Origin of the sequence: Sphingobacterium wenxiniae (genome assembly GCF_900116225.1) — a bacterium.
GTDB lineage: Bacteria > Bacteroidota > Bacteroidia > Sphingobacteriales > Sphingobacteriaceae > Sphingobacterium > Sphingobacterium wenxiniae.
Genome location: NZ_FOZZ01000011.1, coordinates 1 through 17,718, shown reverse-complemented (window position 1 = coordinate 17,718; position 17,718 = coordinate 1). Strand labels below are relative to the sequence as shown.

Here is a 17,718-nt window from a genome sequence, read left to right as displayed (position 1 = left end):
AAAGAAGTTTAACGTTCATTAATAACTAAAGACAACGAAACCAATACCTACACATGAATGACGAACCGACTGTTTCTTAACAATTGGCTTCTAAAGTAGCGGTGCCAATAATCGACAAAGTGAGTCAAGACTTCTTTTCCAGCTTGGCCGTTTCTTCCACTCTTCGAGTGTCATCAATTCACTATCAGCCTTATCCAATTCAAATCGCTCTACCATTTGGCCACATAAAATTTCGTCTGAGATGACTGCTGCGACTTCATAGTTGATATAAAAACTGCGTATATCCAGATTAACTGTACCAATGAAAGACAGCTTTCCATCAATGGTAATAGTTTTCGCATGTACAAACCCTTTTTTATAGAAATAAACTTTCACTCCACGCTCCAATAAAGGCCTAACAAAGGAAAGACTAGCATGCTGAACGATATACGAATCCGATGCCTCAGGCAACATCAATTCAACTTCAATGCCTGTAGCAGCCGCAACTTTAAGTGCTGTTGACAATTCATCACTGGGCACATAATACGGTGTAACCAACTGTATTTTCTTTTCGGCTTCTCCTATTGCCACCAAGATAGCTTCCATATTATACGGCCCGGTCGATCCTGGATCACTGGACACCAATGAAACAGCAGCATCTCCTACACGATAATCTCGAACAGTATTCCGCAGATAGCCCTCCTCCAACATGTAGGGAGTTCCATCAGCGATATCCCAGGAATTCCAAAAACTTATCTGTAACATATTCACCGCTGCACCTTCTATCCTTACCGATGTATCACGCCAAAAGACCAGATTATTTCTTTTAGGTTCATTGATATACCTGTCCGATATATTAATCCCACCAATATAAGCGACTTCACTATCAATCACTGCAATTTTCCTATGATTACGGTAATTACTATTCGCTAGAGAAGTAAACGTTACCGGTAGAAATGGACGAAAATCTATTTTCGAATCTTTCTTCCTAGTCAAATATTTCACCACCTTAGATGAACCCAGACTATCCAATAGCAAACGAACATGAACACCATTTGTTGCCTTTTCTTCCAAAATCTCCAATATTTCCTTACCGATCTGATCCAATTCGAAGATATAATATTCCATATGTATGGAATGCGTAGCGCTACGCAAATCGACAAGCATATCTTTGAATTTTTCTTCACCGTTGTTTAGCAGTTTTACCCGATTACCTACAGTAGGCGAGGAAAGACGTTCATTCTTTAGAAAGCCATGCACCCTATAGAGCCCTCCGATCTTCTCAGAAATCAACTCCAGATCTTTCTCCATATAAGGTTCTAAGCGTTTCCATTCAGCTTGCAGTCGGGTTGTCTGTGCATCGGTTGTCCGTTTTATTCGCCTTATCTTGTTGTACTTCTGTCCGAAAAAATAATACAGTAACATCCCAATAACAGGAAGAAAGACAATCACCATAATCCAGGATATGGTTTTCGCTGGATTACGGTTCTCAATCAAGATCGCACCAATTACACCGATATATAGCAGCAAAATAGGTATCCAGTACCATGTTTTGATAAATTCTAAGATGACATGTAAGTATTCCATTTTCTCAAGTAGTGGGGACACAAGATTTTGCGTCTCTACTAAGATACCAATAATTTTAAAGCAGCGATATAAAATCTGTCAATTCGACGATTAACCAAATAAACGGTTACACAATTAAACATCTAGGTAACTAATCAAATTAATGCGTTAAACTTTGTTAAACGACAAACGATTTTTAATAAGATTACGTTATACTTGCAACAATTCGTAACCAATCCGTTACAATTGAAAGATAATAATGAGATTATATGTTGATAATGAAATTTAAAAGAACTTATTCAAAACCATTATTCTATGCATTAGCCTTGCTATTGGGAACCACCTCACTATCAAGCTGTTTTAATGGAAAATCCGAAGAAAAAGAATTAAACAGCAAACCGATAGCGCTACCTGTCTATCAGGTTGACACCAGCAGTGCTACCACAGTAAAGACTTATTTAGGAACTATCGAAGGTAAAGTCAATGTGGAAATTCGTCCACAGGTGGAAGGTATATTACAGGAAATTTATGTCGACGAGGGAACTTTTGTCGAAAAGGGGCAGAAACTATTCAAAGTTGACGCTTCTGCTTACCAGGAGGTTTTAAACAATGCCGTAGCCAACCAGAACGTGGCAAAAGCTAAATTGGAAAATGCCAGTCTAGAGGTTGAGCGTTTAAAGCCATTGGTCGAGAATGATGTCATTTCAGATGTGAGACTTCAGTCTGTTAAATCCGACTATGATGTAGCTAAAGCTTCCCTCGACCAAGCAACCGCAGCGGTGCGCAGTGCACAGATCAACCGGGGTTTCACAGTTATAACAGCTCCAGTGAGCGGTTATATCGGCCGTATCCCTAAACGTATAGGTAACCTAGTGACCAAAGGCGACAAAGAACCTTTAACAGTCTTATCAGATGTACAGGAGGTGTATGTGTATTTTGCCATGAATGAATCCGATTTCCTGTATTTCTCTAAAGTGCAAGCGAAAGAAGATAGCCTTCGCGGTATCAGCAATCCGAAAAACCATCTAACCTTCCCAGAAGCCACATTGATTTTGGCCGATGGCGAGGAGTACAATAAAAGAGGTATGGTAGATGCTATCAATGGACAAGTAGATCGTACGACAGGCTCTATCTCACTCCGCGCATCATTCCCTAATGATGACAACATCTTACGGAACGGTAGTACAGGAACATTGAAAATTTCTGAAGTCAGAAGAGGGGTAATCCAGATTCCTCAAGTAGCAACCAGTGAGCTCCAAGACCGTACTTTTGTCTATGTACTGAACGAGAATAATAAGGTAGAACGTCGTTCTATCACCATCAAAGGCAAGAGCAAGGACAATTATATCGTGTCATCCGGTTTGAACATCGGCGACCGTGTATTACTGTCTGGTCTTGATAAAATAACGGATGGCTCATCGGTAACCCCCATCCCACAATAAGTTCATTATTATAGCCCACTGAAAAACTGTGGGTTATATATTGGCTTTCTATTCATATTAAAACGCATTTCATGTTAAAAACATTCATAAACAGGCCTGTTTTAGCCACTGTAGTGTCCTTAATCCTCGTCATCTTAGGACTTGTTGGATTAAAGACCTTGCCTATTACCCGATTTCCAGAAATCGCACCACCAAGTGTGGTGGTCTCGCTGAGTTATCCTGGCGCGAATGCAGAAACTGTAGCGGAAAGTGTGCTCCTCCCCATTGAGGAGGCCATCAACGGTGTAGAAGACATGATGTATATCAAATCCTCTTCAACCAACTCAGGTTCAGGAACTGTACAGGTATTCTTCAAAACAGGTACAAACCCTGATATTGCTTCTGTAAATGTACAAACCCGGATTTCCAAAGCGGTAAGTAACATCCCTTCGGAAGTAAACGATAACGGTATCACGGTTCAGCCGCGCCAGACAGGTACAATCATGACCATTAACCTGTACTCCAGCCATAAAGATTCCATATATGACGAAACTTTCCTGCAGGCGTACGCACAAATCAACATGATACGTCCTCTTCTGCGTATTGATGGTGTTGCTCAGGTTTCACGTGTCGGAGCCCGCGATTATTCTATGCGCGTATGGCTGAACCCAGAAAAATTGGCAGTCTACAACCTCATCCCTCAAGATGTCGTTAAATCGCTAAACGACCAAAATTTTGAAATCGCTCCAGGTAAATTTGGGGAGACTTCTGACGAGGCATTTGAAACCGTTATCAAGCATAAAGGTCGCTTTTCTAAACCCGAGGAGTTTGAAAACATGGTTATCAAGACCAATAGGGATGGGTCGGTACTTTACCTCAAAGATATTGCACGAATCGAATTTGGTGCTACCAATTTGGGCAGTGATAACAAAGTGAATGGTTTTCCTGGGCTCACACTTAATCTTACACAAACCAGCGGCTCCAATGCCCATCAAATAGACGTAGAAGTCCGGGATGTGCTACAGGAACTGTCTAAAGCCTTTCCCGAGGGTGTACACTATGACATTTCCTATAGTGTTCGTGACCAAATCGATGAGTCAATTAATCAGGTAAAACACACGCTTTTCGAAGCTTTCATATTGGTTTTCATTATCGTATTTATCTTCTTACAGGATTTTCGGTCAACACTAATCCCCGCTATCGCTATTCCTGTATCTCTGATCGGTACATTCTTCTTCCTCAGCTTGTTTGGTTTTTCACTTAACGTACTGACCATGTTCGCTTTGGTATTGGCTATCGGAATTGTAGTTGATGATGCCATCGTCGTCGTGGAAGCAATTCACCAAAAGATGCACGATACGGGTATGCGTGCCAAGGAAGCAACTTTGCAAACGATGTCAGAAATCACAGGAGCCATCCTATCTATAACCATGGTTATGGCTGCCGTATTTTTGCCTGTAGGTTTTATGGAAGGTCCTGCTGGTATTTTCTATCAACAATTTGCTTATACATTGGCTACCGCTATCTTAATCTCGGCTTTGAATGCCTTGACCCTTTCCCCTGCCCTATGTGCTTTATTGCTGAAACCTGTCAAACCTCATGATCAAGAAGAAGAACGAAAGATGAACACCTTCAATCGGTACAAGACCCGATTCTTCAAAGCTTTCAATACATCTTTTGACCGTATGACAGGCAAGTATATTTCCAGTGTAAAATATCTTATCGGGAACAAAACAGTCGCATTTTCAGGATTGGCGATTATTACAGCCATCGGAGTTTTCCTAATGATAAAAACACCTAAAAGTTTTATCCCTACAGAAGATGATAGTTTTATCACTTACTCTTTGGCAATGCCTCCAGGGGCTTCCTTATCACGTACGACAGAGGTATTACGAAAAGCAGACAGCATTCTCAAGAAAAGAGAAGATATCGCAGGGATGACAACCGTTTCCGGATTCAATGTCATTGACGGAGGTTCCAGTCCAGCATTTGCCGCTGGCTATATCAATATGAAACCTCACAACGAACGGACCCATATCAAGTCCATCGAAGCTTTCATGGACACTATCCGTAGAGACCTCTCAACAATCAATGAAGCTACTTTTAAGGTATTCCCGAGGCCTACAGTTCAAGGATTTGGGGATATCGCAGGGGTAGAATTGGTACTCCAAGATAGATTAGGGGGGGATATTCGTGATTTCGACATAGTAGCAGACACGTTCATTAATCAAATCAATGAACTTCCTGAAATCAGTAATGCTTATACCTCTTTCAAATCCAATTTCCCGCAATACGAGGCAGAAATCGACGTGGTAAAAGCCAAAAGCCTTGGTGTAGACATTAAGGATATGATGAACACGATACGGATGTATTTTGCACGGGTTCGTGCTGGTGACTTCAATCGGTTTGGTCGGACTTACCGTGTATTCATGCAGTCAGATTTTGACCATCGTACCGATCCAGAATCGCTCAACTCTATCTTTGTCCGCAACAAAGCCGGTGAAATGGTTCCTGTAGGAACTCTTATGACTTTGAAAAAGGTCGTCGGGCCAGAAACTATTTCACGGTATAACCTCTATAATGCAATATCGGTAAATGCCACTCCTGCCAACGGTTACAGTACAGGAGATGCCATGGAAGCCATTGCCCAGCTTGCTGAGAGAGAATTACCTGCAAACTATGGGTATGAATGGACGGGAATGTCATTTGAAGAAAGCAAAACAGGGACACAAACTATACTGATATTTGGATTGAGTATATTGTTCGTCTATTTTTTACTCTCCGCACAATACGAAAGCTATATCTTACCATGGGCCGTATTACTATCTGTACCTGTAGGTTTGATCGGTGTATTTGCTACGGTGAATCTTGTCGGATTAGAAAACAATATTTACGTGCAGGTAGGATTGATCATGTTGATTGGATTGCTGGCCAAAAATGCTATTCTGATTGTAGAATTTGGTGTGCAGCAACGAGAGAAAGGCTTGAGCATTTTCAATGCAGCCATTGCCGGCGCAAAACTCCGCCTTCGACCTATCCTGATGACATCACTAGCCTTTGTAGCAGGATTGATTCCGTTGATGTGGACAGTAGGCCCTTCTGCCATAGGTAACCATTCTATCAGTTTCAGTGCTGCTGGGGGGATGCTGTCTGGCGTTATTTTTGGTGTGTTCATTATTCCTGTGCTTTTCATTGTTTTCAAAACACTGGATGAAAAGGTGAAACATAAATTTAAATCAGAAGATTAACAGATGAAGTATATCAATATAAAACAATTTTTAATCATTGTAACCCTCTTAATCTCTATCAGTGCCTGTAAGGTTGGACAAAAATATGTGCAACCAGACCTGCATCTGCCAGAAGATTTTAGAGGCGATACCATGACTTTCGATAGGGACACCACGCAGTTAGGCCAAATATCTTGGCGTGAATTTTTCAAGGATCCTGTTCTACTGGCTCTGATTGACAGCGGCTTACAATACAATTACGATATGCGGACTGCCCTTAAAAATATCGAGATAGCAAATAAAAGCCTACGCATCAACAAATTAGAATATCTACCATCTGTTGATGCAAATATAGCGACAATCAACAAGCAATATCGTTCACGGGATTTCTATTCCAATCCTTCTTCAAAATGGTATAATGGTAAAGATGCACCAGAAAACATGTATAACTACCAATCCCAACATTCCTCGGGATTGTCTTTCAGCTGGGAGTTGGATATTTGGGGACGAATAGCACAACAGCAGGACATTTTACAAGCCGATCTGCTTGATACTTACGAAGCACGAACTGCCATACAGACCAAACTAATTGCGGACATTGCTTCTGGTTATTTTAACCTCTTGATGCTAGATGCACAAATCGAAGTAGCCAAAAGAAATTTAAGGCTGAATGACAGCACATTAAACATCATCCGCCTACAATTTGATGCTGGCGAGATTACAGCACTCGCTATTCAACAGACCGAGTCGCAGCGTTTATTGGCCGCTTCCCTGATACCTGGATTAGAAAAAGAAATAGCCCTACAAGAGAATGCTTTGCGCACGCTTATCGGTGAAATGCCTTCTTCAGTGGAAAGAGGACACCACACAGACAATCTGATGATGGATAACTCGAATATTTCCATGGGTACACCTATGGATATTGTCCGCAACAGACCAGATATCAAAAGGTCAGAATACAACCTCATTGCTGCCAATGCAGAAATGAATATCAAGCAGATTATGCGCTATCCGCAAGTTTCCTTGGATGGAGTTTTTGGCGTGAACGCTATGCTGCCCAAGAACTGGTTTAATATTCCCGGAGCATTATTAGGTGGTTTTGCCGGACAGATTTCCGCACCGGTATTCAAGAATAAGAAACTAAAAACACAGTATGAAATTGCTAAGTTAGAGCGAGAAAAAGCTGAACTACAGCTTCAGCAGACGGTTATGGAAGCTGTTGGCGAAGTATCGGACGCTATTATTGTGGTAGAAAAGCAAAAAGAACAGTTGGATTTAGCGAAAAAGCGGGTATCCAACTCCGAGCTCGCCGTAAAAAATGCCTCTCTGCTTTTCCGTAGCGGATACGCTACCTACTTAGAGGTCATCACCGCACAAAGTAATGCCCTACAAAGTGAACTGGCTCTGGTCGATATTCAACAGAGGCAATTGGATGCCTATGTTGATTTGTATCGCGCCTTGGGCGGTGGTTGGAATTAAAAAGTAAGTTGTCACCGTCATTGCACGGAGGAAGAATGACGACAAAGCAATCTGGTGACAACAAAAACGCAGATTGCTTTGTCGCTATGCTCCGCGCAATGACGCGTTTTTATCTTTTACATACAGTTTATTGCCCCCTCAACATGAAGTAAAGGACTCAGATAAGGAATGTCCAAATTTGCTCCACGCAAAATAAACCAGATACCCATAATCAAATACAAAAACGGCATCACTTTGGCAAAACCCCGTTTAAATATCGATTTGGGAAAAGAGCCCACAAAAGAAAAAACTAAGAGCAAAGGCAATGTACCTAAGCCAAACAAAACCATAAAGAGAAAGCTGTTGGTTAAGGAATCCGCATTCATCGCCGAAGCAATCGCCATATAAACCATACCACAAGGCAAAATACCGTTCAGAATACCTGCTACAAAAGCTCCTCCGGGCCTATAAAGCCAGCGCCCCATATATTTGGCAAAAGGCTGAATAGCCTTGGTCTGAAAGCTGGCTAAAGCCTGCGATTGTTTCCCGAACAGATAGAACACACCTATTAAGAACAGGATCACACCTATAAAAAGGCTAAAGTTCTGTTGCCAGCCTTGCACAGTAGCCACATTACCAAAAATACCCAAAAGCAACCCCAACAAACCATAAGTAAGAATACGTCCGCTTTGATAAATAATCTTCTGTAAAAACTGTTGCCATGAAAAAGGTTGATTACCGGATAGGGCTACCAATAACGGGCCGCACATTACCGCGCAATGAAGACTTCCGAAAAGCCCAATAAAAAATGCCAGGTAATGATACGTCATACACTAAAAAAATAAACTGTGCTGGGATAGATAAGCTTTTCCATCACCTTCCCAATTAATATCCAATTTCCAGTTGCCACGTTTAAAGGTCGACACAGGTAGCTGAAATTGCCTAGAAGTCGTTGCAAATGGTAAGGTGATATCTAAACTTGCATCTGAAGGGCGCTTAAATTGTAATTCGCCTTTATTTACATTACTCTTAAACAAGATATACAACGTATCTTGTTGTATTTTAATAGCAGGTTTAGCAGCATCGTCCAATAAATTCTGCTTACGGTTATAGACATCATCGTAGGTCAGACTTTTTTCATAGTAGTCATCCTCCTCCAATGTATCCGTATTTTTCGTAACCATATAAATTCCGGAACCAACAATAAAAATAATAAAAGCCGCAAGCCCCACAATGATTTTAACTCCCCAATTCATCTCTTTTTTATTTTTTTGCCACAGGTGCTATAAATGTCGTTTCTAATGTCCGCTTTACTTTGTCCCCCGACATAATCTTCACTTCTACATCCGTTTTATACGATTTGACATAATCTTTCGGCGCCACTAGGAAGAAACTAATGGTCGCCGTGCCGTCCTTTTTCAAATCATGGATATGATTCACAAACTCCAATTTCAGATTCTCATCTACACTCTTCAAGTCAAAAGGCATATCCTTACCCGATTTATTAATCAGCTCCATTGTATAGAGGTTGCTTACGGTGCCGTCTTCACGCACCTGATACGTACTGCCTTTTGCACGCAACACACTGCCCCCAATCTCCGATCGATTAAAAATCATAAACCCAAATATCGTCATTAAAATAACCAATACCCCAGAGTATGCAATAGCGCGAACATTGTTTTTCTTATAGTTAGCTTTATCCGTGATCTCACCCATTGCATAAAATCCAATTAGACGTTTTGGTTTGTGGATTTTCTCCATCACAGCATCACAAGCATCAATACATGCCGTACAGCTGACACATTCCATCTGTAATCCCTCACGAATATCAATGCCCGTTGGACAAACCTGCACACACAAATTACAATCGACACAGTCTCCTTTCTCCTGTTCCTCTCCTTTCCTTTGTTTCCCTCGAGGCTCACCTCTGTTCACATCGTATGCAACTGTGATAGATTGATCATCCAAAAGTACACTCTGTAAGCGTCCGTATGGGCAAATGGTCGTACATACAATCTCACGCACATACGCGAATACACCATAAAAGACTAATGTAAAGATGATAATGGAAATAAAGCCTATCAAATGTTGATCTACTGGGTCAGTCATAATCTTAAATAACGCATCAGCACCAATGATATAAGCTAAAAAGATATTGGATATAAAGAAAGATATAGCCAAGAAAATCATATGCTTCAACAGTTTTTTCCATGCCCGAGTATCCGAATCCGGTCCCTCGTTGAGTTTTTTCTGTTGTAGCCAATCGCCCTCAATTAAATATTCAATCCGACGAAATATCAACTCCATGAAGATGGTCTGCGGGCAAGTCCATCCACACCAGACGCGACCATATACGACCGTAAAAAGAAAGATACAGACCATGATAATCAGCATCCCGAACAAAAAGATATGGAGATCTTGAGGATAAAAGATGTTCCCAAAAATGGAGAACTTCCGTTCGATAAGATTGAACATCAAGAACGGATTCCCATTTATTTTAATAAACGGAGCTATAAAAAAGAACAGTAACAGCGAATAACCGACCCACTGTCGAGCGCGAAAGAACTTTCCGCCAGGTTTTTTGGCATAAATCCATTTTCTTTTCGATTTGGTGTTAGGTTGGTTAGTTTCATGTTTTGCTGTTACTGTCCCCATGATAATTTATGAATTAAATCGCTGCTTCGCTCTCTTCTGCCACTGCTTCGGAGTCCGTTTCATCCGCTGCTGCCTCTCCTCCGCCATACACTACTTTCTCTCCTTCAGGAGCTTTCGGGTTTGCCGGATTTGTACCGCGCAAAGTAATGATGTAGTTACTTACCTCAGCAATCTGGCCTGGTGAGAGTGTTTGCTCCCACGGTACCATACCCTTATCCGGCACACCGTATTTTACGACTTTAAAGATGTCTTTAATATCACCACCATGCAACCAGTAGTCATCTGTCAAGTTCGGCCCAATCGTACCTTCACCGGAATTTCCATGACAAGCAGCACAATTGGCAATAAAAATAGATTTACCAGAATTTGCTAAAATACCTGTCTCATCAATTTCGATAGTCGATTCATCAATCAGGTTAGCCGCCTGTGACAAATACTCTTGTTTAGCCTTCTCAGCCTGTGCCATTTCACGCACATATTCCTGATCCTGATTTAATCCCCAACCCGAAATATGATATATAAAAAGGTAGATAATACCAAAGCCGATAGTACCATAGAAAAGTGCATTAAACCACCCTGGAACAGGATTATCTAATTCTTTGATACCATCATACTCATGATCGATTTCAATATTTTTCTCCTCCTCGATAGGGCGAAGGCTCAAAATCTTACTCCAAAGCGCGTTCCAGTCGAATTTCTTAGATTTTTTAGCAGCTTCCTCAGCTGCAAGCTCTGGCATTGTCAATTTAACAATTGATTTAATTGCTTTCTGTACAACCAAGGCGGTAGACAAAAGAACAATCATTACAACAATAAGCGCTACAATAAGCAAATCGCTATATAAATTTCCTGAACCGGACAGCCAATTTGTCGCTTGCGCTGTTGTATCTGCTGTTAATAATAGTATATTCATAATCTCAATTTCTATTCAGATTGTTTCTCAGTTTCCTTCTCCGCATCTTCAAATGGAAGATCTTTCATATAGTCAATATGGTCTTTTTTCATCCAGATAAGCATACAAGCTACTAGGACAAAGAATACAAGGAATATCCATAAGGAGGTGATGAGATATATCTCATCACCATTTAAATTAGTTATCTGCTTAAACATAATCTCTTCGTTTTATTATTCACTCTTAGCTTCTGCTTTGATATCTTTACCCAAACGCTGCAAATAAGCAATCATGGCAATGATTTCACTATCCGAAGCAACTTCTACCTGGTTCGCCTGCAAATCTTTTGTGATTTCTTCAGCCTGCTTGGTTGCGTCTGCCAACGAATTTGCAATAGCCTCTTCAGAATAAGGAACACCCAATACTTTCATCGCTTTCATCTTAGCTTCCAAAGTACTGTTATCCAATGTCTGTTCAATCAACCAAGGATAAGCCGGCATGATACTTCCCGGAGAAGTAATCGTCGGATCGAGCATGTGATCAAAATGCCATTTGTTGGGATATTTGCCACCTATACGGTGCAAATCCGGCCCTGTACGCTTCGAGCCCCACAAATGTGGCATATCATAAACATACTCACCTGCTTTGCTATATTCGCCATAACGCGCAGTTTCTGAACGGAAAGGACGGATAGCCTGCGAGTGACAATTCACACACCCTTCTCGGATATATAAATCACGTCCTTGCAGTTCCAGCGCAGTATACGGCTGAACCGATGCAATCTTAGGGATATTGCTGCTGATAGTAAAGGTTGGAATCATCTCCACGATACCACCGATCAAGATAGCAATCAACGCCAAGACCATAAACAATACCGGTTTACGCTCTAAACGACGGTGCGGAGCAGATTCGCGTGCCACGACAGGTTCCAGAGCAGGTGCCTCAGCAGCTTCATTAGCAACTAATTTACCCGTGCGAACGGTTTTGATTAAGTTATAGGTCATGATGATAACCCCTGCCAAATACAAAGCACCACCAGCAGCACGCATCATGTGCATCGGAAGAATTTCCAAAGTAGTTGCCAGGAAGTTCGGGTATTTCAAAATTCCTTCTGGAGTAAACTCTTTCCACATCAAACCTTGAACTACAGCTGCCCAATACATAGGAATAGCATAAAACAAGATCCCCAACGTACCGATCCAGAAGTGTGTATTCGCTAATTTCTGCGAATAAAGCTTTGTTTTATAGATTTTAGGAATCAAATAATATAGGATAGCAAAAGTCATAAAACCGTTCCATCCTAATGCACCCACGTGTACGTGCGCTACGATCCAGTCCGTATAATGGGCAATCGCATTCACTTGTTTCAAAGACAACATCGGACCTTCAAAAGTAGCCATACCGTAACAGGTCAGCGCTACCACCATGAATTTCAACATTGGTTCTGTACGTACTTTATCCCAGGCACCACGCAATGTCAACAAACCGTTGATCATACCTCCCCAACTTGGAGCAATCAACATCACCGAGAACACAACGCCTAAAGACTGTGCCCACGATGGCAACGAAGTATAAAGAAGGTGGTGAGGCCCTGCCCAGATATAGATAAAAATCAAGGACCAGAAATGCAGGATACTCAATTTATAAGAATAAACAGGGCGATTGGCCATTTTAGGCAAGAAATAGTACATCATACCTAGATAAGGTGTCGTCAGGAAGAATGCCACCGCATTATGCCCGTACCACCATTGTACTAAGGCATCCTGTACCCCTGCATATACATAATAGCTTTTCCAGAAGCCAATAGGCAACTGAATCGAGTTAACAATATGCAAGACAGCAACTGTTACAAATGTGGCAATGTAAAACCATACCGCTACATACATATGGCGTTCCCGACGTTTGATAATAGTTCCAAACATATTGATACCGAATACGACCCAGATTACCGCGATAGCGATATCAATTGGCCATTCCATCTCAGCATATTCATGGGAAGTAGTCAACCCCAAAGGCAAGGTGATAGCAGATGCCACAATAACCAATTGCCAGCCCCAAAAATGTATTTTACTCAACACATCGCTGAACATTCTGGCTTTCAATACCCGTTGTAACGAGTAATACACCCCCATAAAGATGGCGTTCCCCACAAAAGCGAAAATAACAGCATTAGTGTGTACTGGACGAACTCTACCGAAAGTAGTGTATTGGGTTAAGAAGTTCATTTCAGGCCACACCAACTGGGTCGCTATCAGCAAACCGATGGACATACCGACTAAACCCCAAATAACTGTGGCAATACCAAAATCGCGCACAATCTTGTTGTCGTAATTAAATTGCTCTAATTGCATACTCTTATTAATTGATTTCTTGAGTAAAAGTAGGAATAATTTATGACATTATAATGATACATACTTTAAGAAACTGTGACAATAGTCACTATTTAGAAAAACCTGTGTTTTAGAAGCATTGACTCATTATAAAACGAAAAAAGGAGCTAAAATTAGCTCCTTTTTTCTCTTAAAAAAATCCTTTTCCCTTATAGCAGATTGCGTTCACTGATATTCTGATAGCTATCTTCTTGTTGCGCATAGCGCTTGTAGCCATGTTTATAAGGGTTTTCAATCACTTGCTTTACCGATACCAGCTTGTATACATAAGAACCGGTTTCTTGATTAAGGCGTAATTTGTAATAGTCTTTGACACCCTGACGACGAATTGTCCCTTTCAAACTTCCGCCTCCAACATTGTAAGCCGCAGCTACCAATGTCCAATCTCCAAATTCCTGATAAAGGCTTTTCAGATATCGAGCTGCCGCATGTGTAGACTTGGTCAAATCTTTACGCTCATCCACAGCCCCATTAACCTTCAACCCATAAAGACGGGCTGTCGCCGGCATAAACTGCCAATAGCCCCCAGCCCCCTTATGTGAAGTGATTTGAGGATTCATATCGCTTTCAATAATCGGGATGTACTTAAAATCTTCAGGAATACCATGAGATTTCAAAATCGCAGCAATCTTTGGAAGATGCTTTTCAGCTTTTTTATGCAAATCATAAGATTGCTGATTGCGGTAGGAAAATCTTGCCAAATACTTCTCAAATTTAGCTTCTACAGCAGGACTGTGAAGCGGAACATCTTCGTTGGCAAATGTAATGGAGCTGTAATAAGCTTCCTTTTGTTTCTCGGGCGACAACGCTAAGGTTGCCTTTCTTTTTTCCACTTGTTCTAAAAGTGCCTTACGCAACGGATCTTCTTCCGCCTTTGGCTTGGTGCTGGAATAAAGCTTTGACAGAATCAATACTGACAAAAGCATACTACAACATAGTACTCTTTTTTTTATCATTCACTCCCTTACTGCTATCTATCCACACAATCTCAATCCTTGAAAAAAGATTGAAATCTGATCAAAAATAGCTTGGTTCAAATTTCAGCCTGCAAATATAAGGTGTATTTATTTACCATCCAAACATTTAGTTAAAAACAAACTTCAGATCTTAAACTCAGAGATGGTGATTTGCCAGATTCAACACCTTTATAAAAGGTTTAATACTAATACATTCTGTCAAAAAAACATTTTAGAAAACCAAATAAAACCCCTATCTTTGTAACTTAATTTTGGAAAAATATGCCATTCAATAATAAAAGGAACAGTCGCGATGACAACTCCAGAAAGAGAAGTAACTCCGAAAACTTCACATCTAAGAGTGGTCGCAATAGTCAACGCCCGTCGTCGGCTAACGATAGAAAATCATCCGATAGAAAATCATTTGGAAGCAATAAGTTTGACAAGGACTCTGATAAACGTCCAGATCATGCTTTTGCAAAATTTGACAAAAGAAACGATAAAAAATTCAATCGTTCAGAGAAGCCCGGTTCTGACAGACCGTATAAAGACAACTATCGCTCTGAAGGAAAACCTTTCGGAAAAAGGGATGAAAAACGCTATTACGACAGAAAGGATTCATCAGAAAGACCCCGTTTTACTGACAGATCAGACCGTCGCCCATTTAACAAAGATAACAATAGAAAAAAAATCGCTGAAGCAGAGCCAAAAGATGATGGATTAATCCGTTTGAATCGTTATATCTCCAACTCAGGTATCTGTTCCCGTCGTAAGGCGGATGAACTTATCCAATCTGGAGTAGTTTCAGTAAATGGAGAAGCCGTAACTGAGCTAGGCACCAAAGTGGACCCTGCAAAAGATGAAATCCGTTACAATGGAGAGCGTTTGAAACGTGAAAAAATGGTCTATGTCCTATTAAATAAGCCTAAAGACTATATCACAACAACAGACGATCCACAAGAACGTCGTACGGTGATGCATCTTGTAGCCAAAGCGACAAAAGAACGTATCTATCCTGTAGGTCGTCTAGATCGAAATACAACAGGACTTTTGTTGTTAACCAACGATGGAAATTTAGCCGATAAATTATCGCATCCTCGCAATAACATTAGCAAAATATATAACGTAGAACTCAGCAAAAATCTGACGCAAGGAGACTTTAACAAGATACAATTTGGTATCGAATTGGAAGACGGATTCATCAAGCCAGATGATATCAGCTATGTACAAGGAGCCAGCAAACGCGAAGTAGGTATTCAGATCCATTCCGGGAAAAACCGTATTGTAAGACGTATTTTTGAATCTTTGGGATATGAGGTTATCAAACTTGACCGTGTTGTGTATGCCAACCTTACCAAAAAAGATTTACCTCGTGGAAGATGGAGATATTTAGAAGAACGTGAATTAATTCAACTAAAGCATTTTATTAAGTAATAAGTGGAAAGTAGTAAGTTGTCAGTGATAAATAACACCTGACAACTTATTACAGAATACTTACTACTGACAACTATTATCAATATGACAGATCCAAAAACCTTAACTTCAGTAGCTGAATTCCACAAAGCATTCCAGCACCCTATATTAGACGAACCAACTATCCCTTCAGAAACACGTTGCAACCTTCGTGTATCACTCATTGCTGAAGAACTGAAAGAATTACAAGAAGCCATAGACAATAAAGATATTGTTGAAATAGCCGATGCATTATGTGATATACAGTATGTTCTTTCCGGTGCCGTACTAGAATTTGGTTTAAAGGATAAGTTCAACGAACTATTCGAAGAAGTACAACGCTCCAACATGAGCAAAGCTTGTAAAACGGAAGAAGAAGCAAAAGCTACACAAGAACACTACCGGACAAAAGGCGTAGAGTCTTACTATAAAGAAATTGACGGATTATTTTTGGTCTATAGAGAAGGAGATGATAAAACCCTCAAATCCATTAATTATTCTCCTGCTGACTTAAAAGGGATTCTTAAATAATATAAAAATGGCGGATAAGACCTGCCATTTTTATATACCGTATAAACTACCCTGCTTGACACCTCTTTCCTCTAATCCTTTATCAATTTGTGTTTGAATCTTAGATTTTGGGAAGCCCCAGTTTGGCGCAATGAGCAGCTCCTTATCCGCAATCCCAAAAATACGCTGAATAATAATATCTGGGCGTAATAAAGGGATAAACTTAGCTAAAAAGTCAGTATACTCTTCTATACTAAACAGCTTAAAAGGTTCACGCTTATATTTTACTCCCATAATTGAACCCTCAACAATATGTAAGTGATGGAGCTTTACAAATTTAATATGTGGATGTTTATTGATTTCCTCAGCATAACGTAACATCATCTCTTCTGTTTCCCAAGGAAAACCAAAAATTGTATGTACACAGAGCTCCAATTTGGTACTCTCCAACATCCTCATGGTGGATAAAAACTCATCATGCGAACAACCGCGATTGATTCGATCTAAAGTCTCATTATATATCGATTCCATCCCCATTTCTAAATCCACATCAAAACGATCTGTATAAGACTCCAATAGTGCTATTTTCTCAAAATCCAAACAATCTGGCCGTGTCCCCACAGATAAACCCAAAGTGTTCTCCGGGTCTATACTTAATGCCTCATCATACATCATTTTTAGTAAATGTGTAGGTGCATACGTATTCGTATTGGGCTGGAAATAGATAATAAACTTTTCTGCGCCGTAAGAATTACGAGCTCTGGCTATTCCATTCTCCACCTGCTCTCGCATAGACGGGATTTTACGGGCTGTGTCCGGTGTAAAAGAATCCACATTGCAGTACGTACAACCGCCATATCCTTTGCTACCATCTCTATTAGGACAGGTAAAGTTTCCATCAACAATTACTTTGAAAACCTTCTGTCCATCATATTTTTCTTTCAAATAAGCACCATAATGATTATATGGTTTTATGCCGCTGTCTAATGCTGTTGCCATTGTGGTACAAAGATAAGAATTAGTATTGAGTAGAGCGTATTGCGTATTGAGATTATTCCTGTAAGACTACCATCATTGTAGCACCCCATATTTGTTTGACTATAAACAAAAAAGCACCTTTCAGTTTCCTGTAAGGGGCTTTCGTATAAAATTAGGCACCGACCTACTCTCCCATCCGCCGCGGCGGACAGTACCATCGGCCCGGCAGGGGGG

Annotated in this window: 14 protein-coding genes; 5 read left to right on the top strand and 9 right to left on the bottom strand. The window is 40.6% G+C overall.

Features of this window, described 5'->3' with window-relative positions; translation table 11 throughout:
- Positions 1–90: 90 nt before the first annotated feature.
- Positions 91–1,566: a cardiolipin synthase gene (gene cls / locus BM375_RS13600; RefSeq protein ID WP_093366854.1), complete on the bottom strand. Its 1,476-nt coding sequence runs from the start codon at positions 1,564–1,566 to the stop codon at positions 91–93.
- Positions 1,567–1,823: 257 nt separating this feature from the next.
- On the opposite strand from cls, the gene BM375_RS13595 reads away from it, so the two are divergent.
- The 3 genes from BM375_RS13595 to BM375_RS13585 all read left to right on the top strand — a co-directional run bounded on the left by BM375_RS13595 (position 1,824) and on the right by BM375_RS13585 (position 7,672).
- Positions 1,824–2,987: an efflux RND transporter periplasmic adaptor subunit gene (locus BM375_RS13595; RefSeq protein ID WP_093366852.1), complete on the top strand. Its 1,164-nt coding sequence runs from the start codon at positions 1,824–1,826 to the stop codon at positions 2,985–2,987.
- 71 nt (positions 2,988–3,058) lie between these two features.
- Positions 3,059–6,214: an efflux RND transporter permease subunit gene (locus tag BM375_RS13590; RefSeq protein WP_093366850.1), complete on the top strand. Its 3,156-nt coding sequence runs from the start codon at positions 3,059–3,061 to the stop codon at positions 6,212–6,214.
- Positions 6,215–6,217: 3 nt separating this feature from the next.
- Positions 6,218–7,672: an efflux transporter outer membrane subunit gene (locus BM375_RS13585; RefSeq protein ID WP_093366849.1), complete on the top strand. Its 1,455-nt coding sequence runs from the start codon at positions 6,218–6,220 to the stop codon at positions 7,670–7,672.
- Positions 7,673–7,788: 116 nt separating this feature from the next.
- On the opposite strand, the gene BM375_RS13580 is transcribed toward BM375_RS13585, so the two are convergent.
- From BM375_RS13580 to BM375_RS13550, 7 genes are all read right to left on the bottom strand, one after another.
- Entirely contained in the window at positions 7,789–8,481 is a 693-nt protein-coding gene (locus BM375_RS13580) for a sulfite exporter TauE/SafE family protein (RefSeq protein WP_093366847.1), read from the bottom strand.
- A gap of 3 nt (positions 8,482–8,484) precedes the next feature.
- Positions 8,485–8,907 carry a FixH family protein gene (locus tag BM375_RS13575; RefSeq protein WP_093366846.1) on the bottom strand — a complete coding sequence of 141 codons (423 nt, stop codon included), beginning with the start codon at positions 8,905–8,907 and terminating at the stop codon, positions 8,485–8,487.
- Positions 8,908–8,914: 7 nt separating this feature from the next.
- On the bottom strand, positions 8,915–10,306 hold the full coding sequence (gene ccoG / locus BM375_RS13570) for a cytochrome c oxidase accessory protein CcoG (RefSeq protein ID WP_093366844.1): 1,392 nt from the start codon (positions 10,304–10,306) through the stop codon (positions 8,915–8,917).
- A 13-nt stretch (positions 10,307–10,319) separates the two neighbouring features.
- The gene (locus BM375_RS13565) at positions 10,320–11,219 is read right to left on the bottom strand and encodes a cbb3-type cytochrome c oxidase N-terminal domain-containing protein (protein ID WP_093366842.1); all 900 of its coding nucleotides are present in this window, start codon (positions 11,217–11,219) and stop codon (positions 10,320–10,322) included.
- Between the two features lie 11 nt (positions 11,220–11,230).
- Positions 11,231–11,416 carry a hypothetical protein gene (locus BM375_RS13560; RefSeq protein ID WP_093366841.1) on the bottom strand — a complete coding sequence of 62 codons (186 nt, stop codon included), beginning with the start codon at positions 11,414–11,416 and terminating at the stop codon, positions 11,231–11,233.
- Between the two features lie 15 nt (positions 11,417–11,431).
- Positions 11,432–13,549 (bottom strand): cytochrome-c oxidase, cbb3-type subunit I, encoded by a 2,118-nt coding sequence (gene ccoN, locus BM375_RS13555; protein WP_093366839.1) that lies wholly within the window; start codon positions 13,547–13,549, stop codon positions 11,432–11,434.
- Between the two features lie 188 nt (positions 13,550–13,737).
- On the bottom strand, positions 13,738–14,514 hold the full coding sequence (locus BM375_RS13550; protein ID WP_244525907.1) for a lytic transglycosylase domain-containing protein: 777 nt from the start codon (positions 14,512–14,514) through the stop codon (positions 13,738–13,740).
- A gap of 312 nt (positions 14,515–14,826) precedes the next feature.
- Here BM375_RS13550 and BM375_RS13545 point away from each other — a divergent pair, with 312 nt between their 5' ends.
- Entirely contained in the window at positions 14,827–15,978 is a 1,152-nt protein-coding gene (locus tag BM375_RS13545) for a pseudouridine synthase (protein WP_093366836.1), read from the top strand.
- Positions 15,979–16,062: 84 nt separating this feature from the next.
- Positions 16,063–16,527 carry a pyrophosphohydrolase domain-containing protein gene (locus tag BM375_RS13540; protein WP_093366835.1) on the top strand — a complete coding sequence of 155 codons (465 nt, stop codon included), beginning with the start codon at positions 16,063–16,065 and terminating at the stop codon, positions 16,525–16,527.
- Positions 16,528–16,557: 30 nt separating this feature from the next.
- On the opposite strand, the gene BM375_RS13535 is transcribed toward BM375_RS13540, so the two are convergent.
- Positions 16,558–17,505 (bottom strand): tRNA modification radical SAM protein MnmL/YtqA, encoded by a 948-nt coding sequence (locus tag BM375_RS13535; RefSeq protein ID WP_093366833.1) that lies wholly within the window; start codon positions 17,503–17,505, stop codon positions 16,558–16,560.
- Between the last annotated feature and the right edge of the window lie 213 nt (positions 17,506–17,718).